Origin of the sequence: Dokdonella sp. (genome assembly GCF_036518555.1) — a bacterium.
Classification (GTDB): domain Bacteria; phylum Pseudomonadota; class Gammaproteobacteria; order Xanthomonadales; family Rhodanobacteraceae; genus Dokdonella_A.
Window position 1 is genome coordinate 21,025 of record NZ_DATDMY010000269.1, and the last position, 19,061, is coordinate 40,085.

At 68.7% G+C, this 19,061-nt stretch carries 18 protein-coding genes; 5 read left to right on the forward strand and 13 right to left on the reverse strand.

Annotated features, from left to right (window positions below; all coding sequences use genetic code 11):
* Nucleotides 1–5 precede the first annotated feature (5 nt).
* On the reverse strand, nucleotides 6–1,130 hold the full coding sequence (locus VI238_RS14680) for a transglutaminase family protein (RefSeq protein ID WP_331652659.1): 1,125 nt from the start codon (nucleotides 1,128–1,130) through the stop codon (nucleotides 6–8).
* An 18-nt stretch (nucleotides 1,131–1,148) separates the two neighbouring features.
* Between VI238_RS14680 and selD the strand changes: the two genes are divergently transcribed.
* On the forward strand, nucleotides 1,149–2,267 hold the full coding sequence (gene selD / locus VI238_RS14685) for a selenide, water dikinase SelD (protein WP_414650070.1): 1,119 nt from the start codon (nucleotides 1,149–1,151) through the stop codon (nucleotides 2,265–2,267).
* Between the two features lies 1 nt (nucleotide 2,268).
* Here selD and phoU read toward each other — a convergent pair whose 3' ends face one another.
* The 9 genes from phoU to VI238_RS14730 all read right to left on the reverse strand — a co-directional run bounded on the left by phoU (nucleotide 2,269) and on the right by VI238_RS14730 (nucleotide 9,322).
* Complete coding sequence (gene phoU / locus VI238_RS14690) at nucleotides 2,269–2,997, reverse strand: phosphate signaling complex protein PhoU (RefSeq protein WP_331652663.1); 729 nt, start codon at nucleotides 2,995–2,997, stop codon at nucleotides 2,269–2,271.
* A 49-nt stretch (nucleotides 2,998–3,046) separates the two neighbouring features.
* Nucleotides 3,047–3,871 carry a phosphate ABC transporter ATP-binding protein PstB gene (gene pstB / locus VI238_RS14695; RefSeq protein ID WP_331652665.1) on the reverse strand — a complete coding sequence of 275 codons (825 nt, stop codon included), beginning with the start codon at nucleotides 3,869–3,871 and terminating at the stop codon, nucleotides 3,047–3,049.
* Nucleotides 3,864–4,736, reverse strand: a complete 873-nt coding sequence (pstA, locus tag VI238_RS14700; RefSeq protein ID WP_331652667.1) for a phosphate ABC transporter permease PstA — start codon at nucleotides 4,734–4,736, stop codon at nucleotides 3,864–3,866. The genes pstB and pstA overlap by 8 nt, the downstream gene beginning before the upstream one ends.
* Nucleotides 4,733–5,698: a phosphate ABC transporter permease subunit PstC gene (gene pstC, locus VI238_RS14705; RefSeq protein WP_331652726.1), complete on the reverse strand. Its 966-nt coding sequence runs from the start codon at nucleotides 5,696–5,698 to the stop codon at nucleotides 4,733–4,735. Before pstC ends, pstA begins: the two co-directional genes overlap by 4 nt.
* Before the next feature lie 169 nt (nucleotides 5,699–5,867).
* Nucleotides 5,868–6,890: a phosphate ABC transporter substrate-binding protein PstS gene (pstS, locus tag VI238_RS14710; protein ID WP_414650071.1), complete on the reverse strand. Its 1,023-nt coding sequence runs from the start codon at nucleotides 6,888–6,890 to the stop codon at nucleotides 5,868–5,870.
* 202 nt (nucleotides 6,891–7,092) lie between these two features.
* Nucleotides 7,093–7,377, reverse strand: a complete 285-nt coding sequence (locus VI238_RS14715; protein ID WP_331652669.1) for a hypothetical protein — start codon at nucleotides 7,375–7,377, stop codon at nucleotides 7,093–7,095.
* A gap of 69 nt (nucleotides 7,378–7,446) precedes the next feature.
* On the reverse strand, nucleotides 7,447–7,872 hold the full coding sequence (locus tag VI238_RS14720; protein ID WP_331652671.1) for a hypothetical protein: 426 nt from the start codon (nucleotides 7,870–7,872) through the stop codon (nucleotides 7,447–7,449).
* Nucleotides 7,873–7,908: 36 nt separating this feature from the next.
* Nucleotides 7,909–8,559, reverse strand: coding sequence for a ribonuclease T (rnt, locus tag VI238_RS14725; RefSeq protein WP_331652673.1), 651 nt, complete (start codon nucleotides 8,557–8,559; stop codon nucleotides 7,909–7,911).
* Nucleotides 8,560–8,629: 70 nt separating this feature from the next.
* Nucleotides 8,630–9,322: a DoxX family protein gene (locus VI238_RS14730; RefSeq protein WP_331652675.1), complete on the reverse strand. Its 693-nt coding sequence runs from the start codon at nucleotides 9,320–9,322 to the stop codon at nucleotides 8,630–8,632.
* 164 nt (nucleotides 9,323–9,486) lie between these two features.
* Here VI238_RS14730 and VI238_RS14735 point away from each other — a divergent pair, with 164 nt between their 5' ends.
* Both VI238_RS14735 and ypfJ read left to right on the forward strand, forming a co-directional pair.
* Nucleotides 9,487–10,221, forward strand: coding sequence for a MerR family transcriptional regulator (locus VI238_RS14735; protein ID WP_331652677.1), 735 nt, complete (start codon nucleotides 9,487–9,489; stop codon nucleotides 10,219–10,221).
* 148 nt (nucleotides 10,222–10,369) lie between these two features.
* On the forward strand, nucleotides 10,370–11,239 hold the full coding sequence (gene ypfJ, locus VI238_RS14740) for a KPN_02809 family neutral zinc metallopeptidase (RefSeq protein WP_331652679.1): 870 nt from the start codon (nucleotides 10,370–10,372) through the stop codon (nucleotides 11,237–11,239).
* Nucleotides 11,240–11,356: 117 nt separating this feature from the next.
* Here the strand turns inward: ypfJ and VI238_RS14745 are convergent, their stop codons facing one another.
* On the reverse strand, nucleotides 11,357–12,283 hold the full coding sequence (locus VI238_RS14745) for a peptidylprolyl isomerase (protein ID WP_414650072.1): 927 nt from the start codon (nucleotides 12,281–12,283) through the stop codon (nucleotides 11,357–11,359).
* A gap of 122 nt (nucleotides 12,284–12,405) precedes the next feature.
* On the opposite strand from VI238_RS14745, the gene VI238_RS14750 reads away from it, so the two are divergent.
* Nucleotides 12,406–12,819 (forward strand): DoxX family protein, encoded by a 414-nt coding sequence (locus tag VI238_RS14750; RefSeq protein ID WP_331652680.1) that lies wholly within the window; start codon nucleotides 12,406–12,408, stop codon nucleotides 12,817–12,819.
* Nucleotides 12,820–12,895: 76 nt separating this feature from the next.
* Here the strand turns inward: VI238_RS14750 and VI238_RS14755 are convergent, their stop codons facing one another.
* Nucleotides 12,896–14,143 carry a polyhydroxyalkanoate depolymerase gene (locus VI238_RS14755; RefSeq protein ID WP_331652682.1) on the reverse strand — a complete coding sequence of 416 codons (1,248 nt, stop codon included), beginning with the start codon at nucleotides 14,141–14,143 and terminating at the stop codon, nucleotides 12,896–12,898.
* A 104-nt stretch (nucleotides 14,144–14,247) separates the two neighbouring features.
* Nucleotides 14,248–16,983, reverse strand: a complete 2,736-nt coding sequence (locus VI238_RS14760; protein ID WP_331652684.1) for a hypothetical protein — start codon at nucleotides 16,981–16,983, stop codon at nucleotides 14,248–14,250.
* Nucleotides 16,984–17,132: 149 nt separating this feature from the next.
* Between VI238_RS14760 and VI238_RS14765 the strand changes: the two genes are divergently transcribed.
* Nucleotides 17,133–19,046 (forward strand): peptidase M61, encoded by a 1,914-nt coding sequence (locus VI238_RS14765; RefSeq protein ID WP_331652686.1) that lies wholly within the window; start codon nucleotides 17,133–17,135, stop codon nucleotides 19,044–19,046.
* Nucleotides 19,047–19,061: the final 15 nt, after the last annotated feature.

Consider the following 19,061-nt stretch of genomic DNA (forward strand, 5'->3'; position numbering starts at 1 on the left):
CGTATCTATGTACGTGCTCGCGCCGCTGCGTCCCACCCTGCCGCGACCCCGCCCGTCTGTCCCCAGGCGATCTCGGTCGAGATGATGCGATAGGCGAATGACGACGGATCCAGGCTGTCGAGGTGCCGTTCGCCGGTCCGGCCTTGCGGGTACATGAAATAGGGCAGCGGCCGTCCATCCGAGCCCGGCAGGACCACGTCGTGGCCATGGTTGTAGGCGACCCGGTTCATTTCCCATCCGCCGAACATGGCCTCGCGAGCGGCGCGCGCTTTCGGAGCATCGAGCGGGATGCCGCCGTCTTCCTCGAGCACGACCTTGCGCACGTCGGCAGGGTCGACGGGTATCCAGCCGTGGCCGCGTGCATGGAACTCGGCGCGGCAATGCTGCGAACGGCTGACCTCGCCCGCCTTGCCGAGGCAGTGGAAGCCGACGCGTGAGGCGCCCACGCGCAAGCCGTAGGCGTCCCGCGCCGGAATTCCGCAGGCGCGCGCGAGCGCTACGAACAGTGCATTGATGTCGGCGCATTTGCCGCCGAGGTGGCCGCTCTCGAGCATGCTGGCGACGTCGCCGACGCCGCAGCCGGGGACGCTCGCATCGCGGTTGGTGTGCTCGACGACCCACTCGTAGATCGCGCGCGCCATGCCGACGTCGTCGCGATGGCCGGCCGTGATGCGACGGGCGGTGTCCGCGACGATGCCGTCCGTCGGCAGCAGGCGGGTCGGGCGCAGGTACGGTCGCAGCGTGTCCGTCGGCTCGTCGCTGCCCGCCGGCTTCGAGTCGAGCGTCGCGTTGCGGTCGCGCGTCCTCAGGCGCGCGCTGAACGTGACTTGGGTCGTCGCCCGCGGCGAGGGCCAATCGACCACGAGCGCGCGGATGTCGTAGGTGTCGAGGTCGACGAGGCGCGCGCGCGCGCCCGGCGCGTGCCAACGCATCGCGACGACACGCTGGTAGTCCCCCGCCTCGCGCAAGGGCACGGGCAACCATACCCGGGTCGGCGCCGATGGACCGGCCACGTCGACGTGGGTCACGACGTCGAACGTGCGCCACGCCCGCGCCGGGAGTGCGGGGCGGGCGGCCAGCGCCGCCGCGGGCGCGAGCGCGGCGCAGGCGAGCAGGTCGCGGCGTTTCATCGGCAACTCCTGGTCCCGATGCGCGGCGGGCAGCCGACTGAGGCACTATACGGCCGGATCGAGCGCGTCGACAGGAGCACGCCGGTGGCATCGACGAAAGTAGTAGGGCAGCCGCGCCTGACGTCGCTTTCGCACGGGGGCGGCTGCGGCTGCAAGATCGCGCCGGGGGTGCTCGCCGACCTGCTGCGCGAATCGTCGCCGCCGGCCCACGCTGCGCTGCTGGTCGGGCGCGAGACGTCGGACGACGCAGCCGTCTATCGGCTCGACGACACGCGCGCGATCGTCGCGACGACGGATTTCTTCATGCCAATCGTCGACGACCCGTTCGACTTCGGTCGCATCGCCGCGACCAACGCGCTGTCGGACGTCTATGCGATGGGCGGCACGCCGCTGTTCGCACTCGCGATCGTCGGCATGCCGGTCAACGTGCTGCCGCCGGCCACGATCCGCGAGATCCTGCGCGGCGGCGAGGCGGTCTGCGCGAGCGCGGGCATTCCGGTCGCGGGAGGGCACAGCATCGATTCGGTCGAGCCGATCTACGGGCTCGCCGCGATCGGCGTCGTCGACCCGCGGCTAATGAAGCGCAACAGCGGCGCACGGATCGGCGACGTGATCGTGCTCGGCAAGCCGCTCGGCGTCGGCATCCATTCCGCGGCATTGAAGAAGGATGAACTCGATGCCGCGGCCTACGACGAGATGATCGCGGTGACGACGCGCCTGAACGACGTCGGACCTGTGATCGCCGCGATCGAGGGCGTGAACGCGCTCACGGACGTCACGGGTTTCGGGCTGCTCGGGCATCTCGTCGAAGTGTGCCGCGGCAGTGGCGTGCGCGCGTCGGTACGCTGGAACGACGTGCCGTTGATGGAGTCCACCGTCGCGCTCGCACAACGCGGCCACGTGACGGGCGCCTCGCAACGCAACGCGCGTTCATTCGACGGCGAGATCGACTTCACGGCGGACGTCGATGCGCTCTCGTCCCCGATCCTGTTCGACCCGCAGACGTCGGGAGGCCTGCTCGTTACCTGCGCGCCGGGCGCGGCCGGCGCCGTGCTCGGCGCGTTCCGCTCCGCCGGCTTCGGCGCGGCCGCCGTGATCGGCGAGATCGTGACGGGCGCGGGCGTCGGCGTCGGTTGACTCAGCGCGGATCGTCGAGCGGCAATATCGACGTCGTGTCGCCTTTGCGGCGGGCTTGCGTGATCTGCGCGCCGTGCACGAGGAAGTACACGTTCTCGGCGATGTTGGTCGCATGGTCGCCGATGCGCTCGAGGTTCTTGGCCATGAACAGCAGGTGCGTGCATGGCGTGATGTTGCGTGGGTCTTCCATCATGTAGGTGAGGAGCTCGCGGAACAGGCCGGTGTACTGCTCGTCGAGTTCCTCGTCACGCGCCCATGCGTCGAGTGCCTTGTTCGTGTCGTAATTGCGATAGGCGTCGAGCACGTCCTCGACCAGCGACTGGGCGAGGCGAGCGAGGCGTGGCAGCGCCGCCACGAGCTGCACCGGGGCGGACTGGTTCAGCACGATCGAACGCTTCGCCACGTTCGCGGCGTAGTCGCCGATGCGCTCGATGTCGGTCGCGATGCGCAGCGCGGCGAGGATCTCGCGCAGATCGCGCGCCATCGGCTGGCGCAGCGCGAGCAGGCGCACGACGTCGTGGCTGACTTCGTGCTCGAGCGCATCGATCGTCGCGTCGTCGTGCACCACCTTGGATGCGGCGTGGCTGTCTCGCGCCATCACCGCGTCGACGGCCGCTTCGAGCTGGGCGAGGGCGAGCTGACCCATGCGCTGCAGCTCGCCGGTGAGTCGCTTGAGTTCGTCGTCGTAACTCTTGACGATGTGGTCGTGGGTCTGATGCGTGACGTTCATGCGTTTGCCTTCGAGGATCGTTCGTGCGGGCTTCGTGGTCGAGCGCCGTTCAGCCGAACCGGCCGGTGATGTAGTCCTCGGTCTGGGTCTTGGTCGGCTTCGTGAACAGGGTTTCCGTTTCGCCGAACTCGACCAACTCGCCGAGGTACATGAATGCGGTGTAGTCCGAGCAGCGGGCCGCCTGCTGCATGTTGTGCGTGACGATCGCGATCGTGAACTGGCTCTTCAGCTCGGAGATCAGCTGCTCGATCTTGCCCGTCGCGATCGGATCGAGCGCGGAAGTCGGCTCGTCCAGCAGGATCACCTCGGGACGCAGCGCGATCGCGCGCGCGATGCACAGTCTCTGCTGCTGCCCCCCGGAGAGGCCGAGCGCGCTCTGCTTGAGCTTGTCCTTGACCTCGCCCCACAGCGCGCCCTGCATCAGGGCCTGTTCCACGCGCGCATCCATTTCGCTCTTCGACAGCTTCTCGTAGTGGCGGATGCCGTAGGCGATGTTGTCGTAGATCGACATCGGGAACGGCACCGGCTTCTGGAACACCATGCCGACCTTCGAGCGCAGGAGGTTGAGCGGAAAGCGCGGGTCGAGGATGTTCTCGCCGTCGAGCAGGACCTCGCCCTTCGCCTCGAGTTTCGGGTAGATCGAATAGATGCGGTTGAATACGCGCAGCAAGGTCGACTTGCCGCAACCGGAAGGGCCGATCAACGCAGTCACGCGTCTCTCGGCGATATCGAAGTCGACGCCCTTCAGCGCGTGGAAGCCGTCGTAGTAGAAGTCGAGGTTGCGCGCGACCATCTTCGGGCGCGCTCCGGTCGCGGGAGCGGCAGCGGCGGCAGGAACCGCGGAGGCGGCGACGGCGAAGTGGGCGTCAGTCATGGCTGGCCTTGTTGCGGAGCAGGATCGCACGGGAAAGGAGGCTGAGCAGCAGTACGAACAGCGTGACGACGAACGCGCCGGCCCAGGCGAGGGCATGCCACGAGTCGTACGGGCTCATCGCGTACTGGAAGATGACCACCGGCACGCTTGCCATCGGCTGGGACAGGTCGTGCGTCCAGTACTGGTTGTTGAGCGCGGTGAACAGCAACGGCGCGGTCTCGCCGCTGATGCGCGCGAGCGCGAGCAGCACGCCGGTGACGATGCCGGGCAGCGCGGAGCGATACAGTACCTGCAGCGTCACCTTCCACTGCGGGACGCCGAGCGAGAGCGCGGCTTCGCGCATCGTGCTCGGCACCAGCTGCAGCATTTCGTCGGTCGTGCGCACCACCACCGGCAGCACGATGAGCGCCAGGGCGAGCGCGCCGGCGTAGCCGGAGAAGTGCCCGCTCGTGCGCACGACCAGCGTGTAGACGAACAGGCCGAGCACGATCGACGGGGCCGACAGCAGGATGTCGTTGACGAAGCGGATCGCCTCGCCGATCGGACGCTTCCTCGCGTACTCGGCGAGGTAGGTGCCCGCGGCGATGCCGATCGGCGTACCGACGGCGATCGCGCCGAGGTTCATGACGAGGCTGCCGAACAGCGCGTTGGCGAGCCCTCCGTCCGAGCCCGGCGGCGGCGTCATCTGGGTGAACAGGGCAGGCCCTATGGCGCCGATGCCCGTGCGCAGCGTCGTCCAGAGGATCCAGACGAGCCAGAACAGGCCGAACAGCGTGGCGACGCCGGACAGGCCCAGCGCGATCGCATTCTTGATGCGCCGGTTGCGATAGAGCCGGTCGGAGATCGCGCGCGTCGATGCGTTCACTTCGCGCCCTCCTGGCGGGACAGCCGGCGCAGCATGAGCTTCGCCGCCGCGAGCACGAAGAACGTGACCACGAACAGCAGGAAGCCGAGAGCGATCAGCGAAGAACGGTAGATGTCCGAGTCGGCTTCGGTGAACTCATTGGCGATCGTCGCGGCGATCGAGTTGCCGGGCATGAGCAGCGACGCAGTGAGCTGGTGCGCGTTGCCGAGCACGAAGGTGACCGCCATGGTCTCGCCGAGCGCGCGACCCAGTCCGAGGAAGACACCGCCGATGACGGCCGAGCGCGTGTACGGCAGCACGATGTCCCACACGACTTCGGTGGTCGTCGAGCCGAGCGCATAGGCCGACTCCTTGAGCCGCGTCGGCACCGTGAGGAACACTTCGCGCATCACGGAGGAAATGAACGGGATCACCATGATCGCGAGCACGATGCCCGCGGTCAGCATGCCGATGCCGAGCGGAGGGCCGGAGAACAGGGGGCCGACCAGTGGCAACGTGCCCACGTGGTCGTTGAGCCACGGGCTGACGTACTCGCCCATGATCGGCACGAAGACGAACAGGCCCCACATGCCGTAGATGATCGACGGTATGCCGGCGAGGAGTTCGATCGCTGCGCCGACGGGACCGCGCATCCAGCCGGGTGCGACTTCGGTGAGGAACAATGCGATGCCGAAACTCACCGGTACCGCGATGACCATCGCGATGAGCGCGGTGACGAGCGTGCCGTAGATCGGCACGAGCGCGCCGAAGCGGTGGTTGACCGCGTCCCATTCGGTCGAGAACAGGAAGCCGGGACCGAATGTCGCGAACGCCTCGCGGCCGCCCCACAGCATCGACAGGGCCGCGCCCGCGAGCGCGAGCAGGACGAAGGCGCCCGCGCCGGTGACGATCCAGCGGAACGCGCCATCGGCGCGCGAATCGCGCATGTTGCGTCGGCCGGCATCGACGACCGCCGCGGTCATCGTCGGGGTGATTGCGCTGCTGCTGTTGGCGGCCATGCGGTGGTGTCGTTCGCGATTCGAGGATTGCGCGCCATCGGCGACGGGAAAGGGGATGGCGTTCGCGGTGACGTGGACCGCAACGCCATCCCCATCCGTACCTTCCGCATGGGAAGGGTGCGTCGCGAAGGGATCAGAGCTTGATCTGCGCCTGCCAGTAGGCTTCGATCTGCTCGGTCAGGCCCTTCGGCAGCGGCACGTAGTCGAGTTCCTCGGCCTGCTTGCCGCCGTTCTCGTAGGCCCACTTGAAGAAGTCGAGCGCGGCCTTCGTGCCGGCGACGTCCTTCGGCTGCTTGTAGACGAGGATGAAGACCGAAGCCGTGATCGGCCAGGAGTTCTCGCCGGGCGCGTTCGTGATGACGAGGTGGAAGTCCTTCGCATTCTTCCAGTCGGCGCCGGCTGCGGCGGCCTGGAAGCTGGTCAGGCTCGGCTGCACGAACTGGCCCGCCGCGTTCTGCATCGCGGCGTACGTCATCTTGTTCTGCAGCGCGTAGGCGAGTTCGACGTAACCGATCGAACCCTTGATCTGCTTCACGTACGCGGCGACGCCTTCGTTGCCCTTGCCGCCGACGCCGACCGGCCACGAAACCGACGTGCCTTCACCGACCTTCGACTTCCACTCCGGCGACACCTTCGACAGGTAGTTGACGAAGTTGAACGTCGTGCCCGAGCCGTCCGAGCGGTGCACGACGGTGATCGCGCCGTCGCCGAGCTTGACGTCGGGGTTGATCTGCGCGATCGCCGGGTCGTTCCACTTGGTGATCTTGCCCTGGAAGATGTCGGCGAGCAGCGGGCCGGTGAAGCGCAACTTGCCCGCATCGATGCCCTCGATGTTGACGACCGGCACGACGCCGCCGATCACGGCGGGGAACTGCGCGAGGCCGGCTTCATGCAGTTCTTCCGGCGACAAGGGCTTGTCCGAGGCGCCGAAGCTGACCGTGCCGGCCTTGATCTGCGCGATGCCGCCGCCCGAGCCGATCGACTGGTAGTTGACCTTGCTGCCGGCGACGTTGTTGTAGCTGTCCGACCACTTGGAGAGGATCGGGTAGACGAAGGTCGAGCCGGCGCCGGTGATGTCGGCAGCCTGCGCGGACGCGGCGCCGATGACGGTAGCGATACCGGCGGCAACGAAGCGGGACTTGATCGAGTTGAACACGCGGGACTCCTCACATGGAAGGGCGGACCGGCTTTCGCCGACGCCGCGCTTTGTAGGCCCGCGCAATTGCAGAACGATGAGAGATTTGTGACAGAAAGGTTTCAGGCGCTCCCCGACGGCACGCGCGTCCTGGGAATATGGCGACTATTCAGTTGTTTGCGTCACAAAGCTCGATGGCTTGCAGATGACGACTGGTTTGCGATCAGTCGCCGCCGATCGTCTCCGGACCCTCACCCGTGGTCTTCTCGTAGCGGCCCTTGCTTACCTTGCGGTACTGGGTGAAGCCGTGCCGCGCGAGATGACCCTCGCGCAGGAGATGGGCGCCGCCCGTGGTGACCGCGGGCGCGCCGAGGACGCGACGGAGCGGGGCGCCGCAGGCGCTGCAGTGCGTGAGCGGCGCATCGGCGAGGCGCTCGAGGCGTTCGATGCCGTAACAGCACAGCGCGCAGCCTGGCGGTTCGAGCGGGACGTATTCGTGGATCGGCATGGCAGGACGAAGATGCGCCCTCGGCGCCGCGGTATCAAGCGCGTCGCGCGGGGACGGCCCGGACGCGCGTCAGGACTTGGTGATGGTCAGTTCGTACGACGACGCCGCACCCTTGAGCACCGCGCCCTGCGTCATGAATACGCGGATCGTGTAGGTACCGTCCGCATTCGCCTTGAGGACCGACTGCGTCCGGCCCTCGGTCTCCTTCTGCTGCGCGCCGGGAGGGAAGACGTTGAAGTACGTCACGCGGCTCTTGCCGTCGTCGAGCGCGAGGACGCAGCTTTCGCCGGCCTTGAGGTCGACGGTGTAGTTGTGCACGACGTCGCTCGGTCCCTTGAGCTTGCCCTTGGCCTGCGCGAGCCCCTTGCCGTTGAACTTGAGCGCGTGCGGCGCATCCGTCGCCGGCCCCTTGGCGGCGGCGACGAGCGGGACGGCGAGCAGCGCACTGGCCGCGAGGGTGACGAAGCGGCGACGACTCAACGAAAGGAAGGGCATGGGCGATTCTCCAGGGTCGGACGTGCAAGCGGATGCTCAAGCGAAAGCGGGTATCGCGCGAGCGGATCGTTCGAGTTCTCTCCAGCGATTGACGATGTCGCAGAAGAGCTGGGCGGTACGTTCCGTGTCGTACACGGCCGAGTGCGCCTCACGCGCGTCCCACGCGCGGCCGGACGCTTCGACGGCGCGACTCAACACGGTCTGGCCATAGGCGAGGCCGGCGAGCGAGACGGTGTCGAAGCAACTGAACGGATGGAACGGGCTGCGCTTGTGGTCGGTGCGCCGGATGGCTGCATTGAGGAAGGCGAGGTCGAACGCGGCGTTGTGTCCGACGAGGATCGCGCGCTGGCAATCGGATTCGCGCATCGCGACGCGCACCGGTCGGAATACGAGGTCGAGCGCTTCCTTCTCGGGCAGCGCGCCGCGCAAGGGATGGGTCGGGTCGATGCCGGTGATCTCGAGCGAACGCGGATCGAGCAATGAGCCCGCGAACGGTTCGACATGCGTGGACACGACCGGGTCGGCGTGGACGATGCCTTCCGCGTCCATGCGGATCGGCGACACGGCGATCTCGAGCAGCGCATGCCGTTCGCTGTCGAAACCACCGGTCTCGACGTCGACGATCACCGGGAGAAAACCGCGAAAGCGCTGCGCCATGCGGATGGCGGACGGGGAACTGCTGATCATCGACGAAGCATAGCAAGCCGCGACGGCACGTGCCGCCGCGGTTTGGCTCGCGCGCGCCGAGGCGCGCCGGTCAGGACGCGGGCGAAGCAGTCGTCGGTCTGCCCCGACCGCGCGCGCCGAACAGCGCGAGCAGCAGCGCGAGCACGAGCAGCGCGATGCCGAATTTCGGCAGCAGCATCAGGAACGGCACGCCGAGCACGGCCGAGGCGAGCGACCACGCGAGCGGATCGTCGACGGGCGCGCGCGCGCCGCTCGCGCCGAGCATGCGCGACAGCAGGCGGTCGAGGCTGAACTTTCCGGCGCCGCCGAAGATGAGCGGCAGCAACATCACCGCGAACAGGAGCGGCAGCTTGAAGTTTCCATGGCCCATGTCCTTGATCGCGTAGCCCTTGGCGAGGTCGCTCCACATCGACCACATGTCCGGCCAGTGCACCGCGGCGGTTGCGACGAAAGTGACGAACAGGAGCGCGAAGGCCGCGATGCGCGTGCCGAGGCCGAGCCACAGCAGGACCGCTCCGAGGATCTCGGTCCAGGTCGACAGCGTCCAGCTGAAGCCGGCCGGCAGTTGGTCGAACGGGAACGGGAACCGCTGTTGTATGTCGGCGAACCAGTTCTCGCCGTGCAACTTCTCGAGGCCCGATTCCCAGAATTCCCAGCCCATGATCAGGCGCAATACGAACGGCGGCAGCGTCTGGCCCGCGCCCTCGAGGCGCGCGACGAGCGGGTGCCAGCTGCTCGCGCAGCGGGCGAGGGTCGTGTTCATCGGTACCTCCGGAGTCTGGATGCGAGTCGGTTGCGTGGACGCGCGAATGACCGGGCCCCGGCGCGTTCGCTTTCAGGGGATGGCATGCTCGCATGCGCCCGGGACTTGACCCTCACGCAGCGTGAGGCCGCACGATCGCCTCCACCGCAACACCGGAACCCCCGATGTCCGTGCGCTACACCGTCAGCCAGATCGCCCGCCGCACCGGGCTCACCGTGCGAGCCCTGCACCACTACGAAGCGGCCGGCCTGTTGCGGCCGGTCGCACGCAGCGCCGCCGGTTACCGCGTGTACGGCGAAGCGGAGCTCCTGCGCCTGCAGCACATCGTGTCGTTGAAGGCGCTCGGGCTCTCGCTGGCGGACATTCGCGCGTGCATCCACGCGGACGCGCCGTCGCTCGGCGATGCGCTGGCGCGCCAGATCGACCGGTTGCGGCACGCGATCGTGCGCCAGCACGAACTGCTCGGCCGGCTGGAGCGCATCGCGCAGCGGCTTGCCGAGGGCGGCACGATCGACGCGGAAACCCTGTTCAACAGCATCGAGGCGACCATCACCATGGAAAACCATTTCAGCAGCGAACAACTCGAGGCGATCAAGGCGCGCGGCGAAGCGCTCGGCGCGGAGCGCATCCGCGAAGTCGAGCGTGCATGGCCGGACGTCATCGCGGGCATGCAGGCGGCGCTCGCGCTCGACAAGGATCCCGCTAGCCCCGAAGTGCGCGCACTTGCACGCCGCTGGCGCTCGCTCGTGCGCGAGTTCACCGGCGGCGACGCCGGCATCCTCCAGTCGATGAACGCGATGTTCCGCGCCGAGCCTGCGGCGATGCAGGCGCGTACGGGCATCGACTCCGTGCTCATGGCGTACGCGGCCAAGGCCGTCGGCCTGCTCGGCGAGGACTGACCGCCGTGTGCGGCCCGCAGCGCCGTCGCGACGACCGCGCGACGCGCTGAACGGAAACGGATCGAACGCGCGGACGCCGCTTGCAGCGCTCGCGCGCAGCAGGGTAGTGTCGCCGTCGAGGGCCGTTTCGGCGCGGGAGGACACGCTCATGCTCTGGCAGAAGTCGCGGCGCAGCGACAACGTGGTCGAGGACGCGGGCGGTGGCGGTGGCGGCGGCTTCGGTGGCGGCCGCGGTCTCGGACTCGGCGGGATCATCCTCGTCGTGATCGTGAGCCTGATCTTCCACAAGAATCCGCTCGAGATCCTGCAGCTGATCGGTGGCGGCGGCGACGAAGGCGGCGTCGCGCAGCAGCAGGTCGCGCCTGCCGGCAACGACCAGCAGACGGACTTCGTGCGCGCCATTCTCGGCAGCACCGAAGACGTCTGGGGCGACGTGTTCCGCGCGGGCGGCCAGCAGTATCCGGCGCCGAGGCTCGTGCTGTTCCACGGCGCCGTACAGTCCGCGTGCGGTGCGGCGTCGGCGGCGATGGGGCCGTTCTACTGCCCCGGCGATCGCCAGGTCTACCTCGACCTCGACTTCTTCCAGGAGATGCAGCAGCGTTTCCACGCCGCCGGGGATTTCGCGCGCGCGTACGTGATCGCGCACGAGGTCGGCCACCACATCCAGAATCTCGTCGGGGTGATGGAGCAGGTCGAACGCGCGGCGCAGGGTGGAGAACCGATGCAGGGAGCGGACGGACTTTCCGTGCGCCAGGAGCTGCAGGCGGATTGCTTTGCGGGCGTGTGGGCCAACCACGCACAGCAGAAGCTCGATTGGCTCGAGCAGGGCGATGTCGAAGCCGCGCTCAACGCGGCGAACCAGATCGGCGACGACACACTGCAACGGCAGGCACGCGGCTACGTCGTGCCCGATTCGTTCACGCACGGCAGTTCGGCCGAACGCGTGCGCTGGTTCCGCACCGGCTTCTCGTCGGGCAACCTCAAGAGCTGCGATACGTTCGCCGCCACGCAGCTGTAGCCAAGCGGGCGCCGGCCTTCCTCGATGCGGGCGCGACGGAAGCCGCGATGCGCCCGGCCTTCGGATGGCATCGACGTCGCGGCTACCGCGGCTGGCGCCGCTCCGACGACCCGCGCGTCAGTGCGCGGGCGCGGCCGGCTCGCGCACGGGCAGTGGCACGTTGCAGAGACTGATCCGCCCGGCGGGAACCTTGTACCAGTCGTCACGCCGGTTTCGTCGCGATTCCACCAGCGCCGCGAACGTCGGCGTGTCGGTGCGCAGGCGCTCGAGCGGCGTCCTTTGGGCTTCGGGCACCTCGGCTGCGAGGCGCATCGACTTGATCGGGATGCGCTGCACGGGTTTGTCGTAGAAGCCGAGCGCAGCCGTGCCGCGCGGCAGGCTCGCGAGCAGTTCCATGCCTTGCACGACGCGCCCTACGAGCGCGATGTTGCGGTCGAGCTGGCGAGGTTCCTGTCCGATCACGACGTAGAGTTCGGCACCGCTGCCGCTGTCCACCGCAGTGTCGCGCCCGGCGCCGACCATGCCGTAGCAGTGCGCGAGCCAGGTCTTGCCCGACTTCGGGTCGCGGGCGACCGGCATGCCGTCGCTGAAGCCGACCTCGGGCGCGTAGACGTCGCCGTCGGGCAGTCGCGTGAACGGGAGATCCGCGGCGCTGTCGCGCTCGAATTCGGGCGCGAGCGTCCGCGCGGCCTTGCCGAACGCGCGTGCCTTGCCCGCGTCTTCCGCGTTCGGATCGCCCCACTGGGTCACGAAATTGTCTTGCACGCGCAGGATCGCCAGTCCGTCGAAATAATGCTCGCGCGCGAGCGTCCGCAGGTTCGCGGCGTGCAGCGGCGCATAGCGGGAGGCGAGCTCGATCACGACGCGCCCGCGATCGAGTTCGAGGTACAGCGTGTCGTGCGGGTCGAGCGGTCGCCAGTCGGACGGCTTGGACGCATCGATCACCTGCTGCATGGTGAGCCCCTTCGCCGGAATCTGCGCGAACGCAGCCGGCATGCAAGCGAACGCGATGGCGGCGGCGACGCAGCGGATCGTGGCGGTCATGGTCGTCTCCTGAAGGTGCATCATCTTAAGCGAACGGATCACCGCGGTCCGGTCCGCCGCAGCAGCTTCGGTTCATCCGCTGCCGTATGATGAGCCTGCGGCTCCATGCGAGGAGGGGTGTCATGATCGACCGTTTGATCGAACGAAACCGCGATGCGCTGATCCTGGCCGCGCGCGTCCTGCTGATGGCGCTGTTCGTCGTTTCCGGCTTCGGCAAGCTCATCGACTTCGACGGTACCGTGCACTACATGGAATACGTGCATGCGCCGATGCCGGCCGCTGCGGCGGTCGTCGCGACGATCATGGAGTTCGCCGTCGGCGCCGCCGTGCTGTTCGGATTCCAGGTGCGCGTGCTCGCGCTCGTGCTGTTCGTGTTCGTCGCCGGGACCGCCTTGATCGGCCATCCGTTCTGGACCATGGCGGCGGCCGAGCGCGCGCTCAACCAGGTTCACTTCCTCAAGAACATGGCGATCATGGGCGGCCTGCTGCTGCTCGCGATCACCGGGCCCGGCCGTTACGCACTGACCAAACGCTAGCACCGGCCGTCGGCGCGGCGGCGGCCGCGAGGTCCGATCGCGCGGCGTCCGCGTGCGGGCGCCGCGCTGGCGGCCCTCACGCCGCGTGGAAACGGCGGATGAAATCGCGCACGTCGGGATAGACGACGTCGCGCCAGCGGCGGCCGCTGAAGATGCCGTAGTGGCCCGCGCCCTTGACCTCGAGATGGGCGTGGTTCGCCGCCGGGATTCCGCTGCAGAGGTCGTGCGCGGCGCGCGTCTGGCCGAGCCCCGAGATGTCGTCGAGCTCGCCTTCGATCGTGAGCAGGGCGGAACGGCGGATCGCCTCGGGCGCTACCCGTTCGCCGTCGACATGCCAGGTGCCGAGCGGCAGGCGGTGTTCCTGGAACACGATGCGGATCGTGTCGAGATAGAACTCCGCCGGCAGGTCGAGCACGGCGTTGTACTCGTCGTAGAAGCGCCGATGCGCAGCGGCGTCGTCGAGATCGCCGCGCACGAGGTTGCGGTAGAAGTCCCAGTGCGCGTTGAAATGGCGGCTCGGGTTCATCGCGACGAAGCCCGCGTGCTGCAGGAAGCCCGGGTAGACGCGCCGGCCCTTGCCCGGATAGTTCGGCGGCACGTCGAACACGACGTTCGTCTCGAACCATGCGTACGGCTTGTGCGTGGCGAGGTCGTTGACCTGGGTCGGGCAACGGCGCGGATCGATCGGGCCACCCATCATCGTGAGCGTGAGCGGCGTGGTCTCGCCCGCCGACGCCATCAGCGAAACCGCGGCGAGCACCGGCACCGTCGGCTGGCACACCGACATCACGTGCAGGCGATCGGCACCGAGATGGGCGATGAACCGGCGCACGTAGGCGATGTAATCGTCGAGCCCGAACGGGCCCTTGTCGAGCGGGACCATGCGCGCGTCGACCCAGTCGGTGAGGTAGACGTCGTGGTCGCGCAGCAGGGTGCGCACGGTGTCGCGCAGCAGCGTCGCGTGATGGCCCGACAGCGGCGCGACGACGAGCACGACCGGGTCCTCGCGCAGTCGCGCGAGCGCCTGCGGGTCGTCGCTGCAGCGCTTGAAGTGCAGCAGGTTGCAGAACGGCAGGTCCAGCGCGCGCTCTTCGATGACCGCGGCCTCGCGCCCGTGCGCGTGCACGCCGGTGATGCCGAACGCGGGCTTCTCGTAGTCCTTGCCGAGCCGGTAGAACAGTTCGTAGCCGGCGGCCACGCGGTCGACGCCGGGCATGCGCGAGAGCCAGTTGTCCGGCGCCGACAGCGCGTTTGCGGCCGCACCCGACCAGGTGACGAGAGGATTCAGCAGGGTGCGGTTGATTTCATGCAGGTGATACAGCATCGCGTATCCGGCTCGATGAGACAGCCGATCATAACAGTCCGCTCCCACCCGCCGGGGTGCCGTTCGTCAAGGTCGGTGTCGCGGACCGTTCCGACGCGTGGCGTTCAGCGACGCCCCGGCAGCGGCGCAAGCGCGTGGGTGCTGTGCGCGCGAGGGGCCGCGGGCGCTCGCGCCTGCGGCAGCGGCCAGACCCAGGCACCGCGCGAACGCGTGAAGATCGCGAGCGTGGTCGCGCCGCGATCGATCACGAGATCCCAGACCATCGCCGACGGCAGGCCGGCGTCGAAGCGGTTCCAGGTCGGCGCGTCCGCGTCGATGTCGTCGGTGTAGTAGAGGCCCCAGTCGGTACCCGCGTATGCCTGGCCCGGCACGTTCGGATTGAGCAGGATCGCGTTGACCGGGATATTGGGCAGGTTGCCGCTGCGGTTGCTCCAGCGGAACGCGCTGCAGCCGGGGTCGCAGTCGACGCGGTAGACATGGCCGGGCGTCGCCGGCGTGTTCTGGTCGAAGCCCGCGAGCGCGGCGTAACCGACGTCGGGCGCGGCCGGATCGTGGACGACGTCCATGACCGGGCGGTTCGGCAGCACGGCGTTGTCGCCGGTGAGGTCGATCCAGCGTGCCGGCCGCGCCGCGCCGCCGCCGAGCGCGATGCCGCCCCATACATTGCCGTCGTTGGTGCCGACGAGCGCGCGGGTCGGGTCGGAATAGGCATAGCGCACGCGATTGATGATCGACAGGTTCGCCGAGGTCGTGATCCGTTTGGTGAGGTCGGGGCTGGTCGGGTACCACGAGGTATTCGGCAACCCCCCGCTCAACGACTCCCACGCGCGGTACGTGCCCGCGAGCATGCGCTGGCACCCGGTCGTCGGCGGGCAGGTATCGTCGCCGCCGAACTTGTAGAGGTCGTAGTTCATGAGGAATCCGGTGCGATCGCCGCGCCAGACTTCGCCCGTTTGTTCGTCGTACGGGGCGACGAGCTGCGCCGCGTCGGCGTGCGGTCCATCGGTGGAGGCGACGATGAAGCCGAACTGGGCACTGTAGTACCAGCGCTGCGCGAGGATCGGTTCGATCTTCGTGTAGGTGCCGTCGCCGTCGAGGCGCGTGCCCCAGTGCGCGAGCCCGGGCGGTTCGCCCGCACCCCAGGTCTGCGACGAGGACGTGTTGTCCTGCGCGCCGCCGCTGATGCCGCGCATGGTCGTCGCCGGATCGTCGAATCGCGCGGTGATGTCGCCGGAGTAGAACTCGATCGTGTTGGTGCCGCCGTTCATCGCGACGAAGGTCGGCCGCTGCGCGCGTGCGTCGGCGCTGTAGTAGATGCCGCCGTCGTTGCCGATGAGAAGGCGATCGGGATCGCCGCCGACGAACGCGCGCACGTGGTTGTCGACGTGCACGCTGCCGGGACGATCGGGTGCGATCTCGTCGTAGCCGCAGGTGAGGTCGGCGAACGTGTCGGCGCCATCGGTCGATCGCCACAGGTCGGTCGAACTCAGGAACAGCGTATCGGCGTTCGTCGGGTCCACGAGCAGGCCCGCGTTGTAGTCCTCGAACAGCATGCCGTTGGCGTACGCGTCGTTGACGCACCCGCTGGCGAAATCAGCGGGCGGCACCGCGCTGTTCGTCCAGGTCGCGCCGCCGTCGCGAGTGCGGAATACGCCCATGCCCATCGCCTGAACGTAGATGGTGTCGCGACGGCCGGGCGCGACCGCGAGATCGAGCCGCCCGAGCGGGTTTCCGCCCGCGTAGGCAGGCCGTCCGCTGCCGCTGCCGGCCGGCCAGCCGTTGTCGGCCCGCGACAGCAGCGACCACCCGCTCGCACAGCCGCTCGCGGGCATCGCTGCCCGATAGACGCCGTTGGCGCCGTTCTCGCGCAGGTCCGCGCGGACGTCGGAGGGACGGCCGATCGCGCCGATCGCGACCAGCAGGTCGGTGCGCTCGCCGTCGTCGACCGCGATCATGCCGGTGACGTCCTGGCGCTGGCTCGTCCACGCATTCGTGTAGCACGGGCCGTCGAAGTGGCTGCCGCCGTCATGGCTGAAGTACAGCCCCTGGTTCGTCCCGACGACGACGCGCGACGGCGCATGCGGGTCGACCACGATCGCACTCATCGCCCGGTACTGGGGGAACCGGCCGGGCGGCTGTTCGTAGGCCGGATCGAAGACGTCGGTCGCGAGCACCTGCCAGTGTTCGCCGCCGTCGATGCTCTTGAGCAGGCCGCCGGCGCCGAACACGAACGGGCGATTGCGGCGGAAGTCGCCGGTGCCCGCGTAGAGGATGTCGGGATCGGTCGGATCGAGCGCGAGCGTCCCGATCGCGATGTCGGCGATGCCGACCGCATCCGTCTTCGGCGTCCACGTCGTGCCGGCGCTGCAGCAGTCCGTCGTCTTCCAGACGCCGCCGCCGTCCGATCCGAACCAGGCGATGCGCGGATCGGCCGGATGCGTGACGATCGCGGTGACGCGGCCCGCGACGAGGCCGTAGGTCGGATTGGCGAGCGGAGCAGGCCCGAGCGCGGTGGCGCGGTCCGCGGGCAACACGCCGGTCGCCGCTTCGCCATCCGGCGTTGCCCGTGGGGTCGCCTTGCGCAAGCGCGCATCGCTCGGCCGCGCGTCGGCGTACCAGTGCGGGCTGTAGCGTCCGGTCGGATAGGCGAGACGCCATTCCCAGAACGCCGCGTCGCCCGGCGCTTCGACCTCGCGCTTGCCGCGTTCGGCGCGCGGCTCGCCGGGCGCGCTTGCGCGCATCGACGGCGGCCTTCGGGCGTCGCCGGCACCGGGCACGAGAAAGCACAGGGCGACGCACGCCAGGAGCGGGATCGCGATACCTGCGGCGAGCATCTTCATCCCGGCCTCCATCGAGTCCCCGTTGCCGCGATTTTTAACGAGGTCCTTCGTAGATCGCAAGTCGGGCATGCAGACCGATCCGGTACCGCAGGCAGGCGTGCAACAATCGGCTTGTGCCGAACTGCCGCCGCCGTCCCCGGAACCTTCGCATGCCGACAACGCGCCTTGCCGTCACCGCCATCGCCCTGCTTTTCGCCACCGCCGCATCGATCGCACGCGCGGATGCGCCGCTCGCGGCGACGTGGCCCGGCACGATCAGGCTCGACGTCGACGCGACCGACATCGATCACCGCATCTTCCGGGTGCGCGAGCAGCTGCCCGTGTCGCCGGGTCCGCTGAAACTGCTCTATCCCGAATGGCTGCCCGGAAAGCACGCGCCGCGTGGGCCGATCGACAAGCTTGCGGGGCTGCGCTTCAGCGCCAACGGCCAGGCGATCGCATGGAAGCGCGATCCGCTCGACGTGTACGCGTTCGAGCTCGAGGTGCCTGCGGGCGTGAGCCGGCTCGACATCGCGTTCGAATTCCTCACGCCGCAGGACGGCACGCAGGGTCGCGTGATCGTCACGCGTTCGATGCTCAACCTGCAGTGGGAAACCGTCGCGCTTTATCCATCCGGCGTCGACACCCGCGGCATCCTCGTCGACGCGGGCGTGCGGTTGCCGGCCGGCTGGCGCTTCGCCGGCGCGCTCGATGTCGCCCCCGGGCAGACGCCGAACGCGACCTCGGCCGACGGCAGCGTGCGCTTCGCACCCGTGCCGTTCGCCACGCTGGTCGATTCACCGCTGTACGCCGGGCGTCATTTCGAGCGGATCGATCTCGCGCCCGGCGCGAAGACGCCGGTGTTCCTCGATCTGGTCGCCGACGAAGCGAAGAATCTCGAAGCCAAGCCGGAGCACGTTCGCGCGCATCGCGCGTTGGTCGAACAGGCACGCAAGCTCTTCGGCGCGCAGCACTACGATCACTACGACTTCCTGCTCGCGCTCAGCGACGAGCTCGGCGGCATCGGCCTCGAGCATCACCGCTCGAGCGAGAACAGCGCCGATCCCGCCTATTTCACCGACTGGGACAAGCAGGCGCCCGGACGCAGCCTGTTACCGCACGAATTCACGCACTCGTGGAACGGCAAGTTCCGCCGGCCGGCCGATCTGGCGACCGCGAACTTCAACATGCCGATGCAGGGCAGCCTGTTGTGGGTCTACGAAGGGCAGACGCAGTACTGGGGCCACGTGCTCTCGGCGCGCTCGGGCCTGTGGAGCGAGGAACAGGCGCGCGACGCGCTCGCGCTGGTCGCCCAGACCTACGCCGACAACCGGCCCGGCTTCGACTGGCGCGACGTGCAGGATACGACCAACGATCCGATCGTCGCCGCGCGCCGGCCGCTGCCGTACCGCAGCTGGCAGATGAGCGAGGATTACTACAACGCGGGCCTGCTCACCTGGCTCGCGGTGGACGCGAAGCTGCGCGAGCTCAGCCGCGAACGCCGCTCGCTGGACGACTTCGCGCGCGCGTTCTTCGGCATCGACGACGGGCGCTGGGGCGTCAAGACCTATACCCGCGCCGATGTCGTCGCCGCGCTCGATGCGATCGCGCGGTTCGACTGGGACGCCTTCCTGCGCGCGCACGTCGAGGCGAAGGCGGCGCCGCTCGACGGCCTCGCGGCGAGCGGCTGGAAGCTTGCCTACACCGATGCGCCGAGTGCGTTCCAGCGCAGCGTCGAGGCCGATCGCAAGTCGATCGACCTGTCGGCTTCGCTCGGCATCGTCGTCGGCACGAAGGACGGCCGCATCGCCGACGTGCGCTGGAACGGCCCCGCATTCAAGGCGGGGCTCGGTGCGAGCGGCACCCTCGTCGCGGTCGACTCGCGCGCGTTCACCCCCGAGCGCCTCGCCGACGCGATCAAGGCGGCGAAGGGCGGCAAGGCGCCGATCGAGCTGCTGGTCAGGGACGGCGACGACTACCGCAGCGTGCGCGTCGATTACCACGACGGCTTGAAGTATCCGCACCTCGAGCGCATCCCCGGCACCCCCGATCGCCTCGGCGCGATCCTCGCAGCGCGCCGCTGAGCGCGTTCGTCCGCG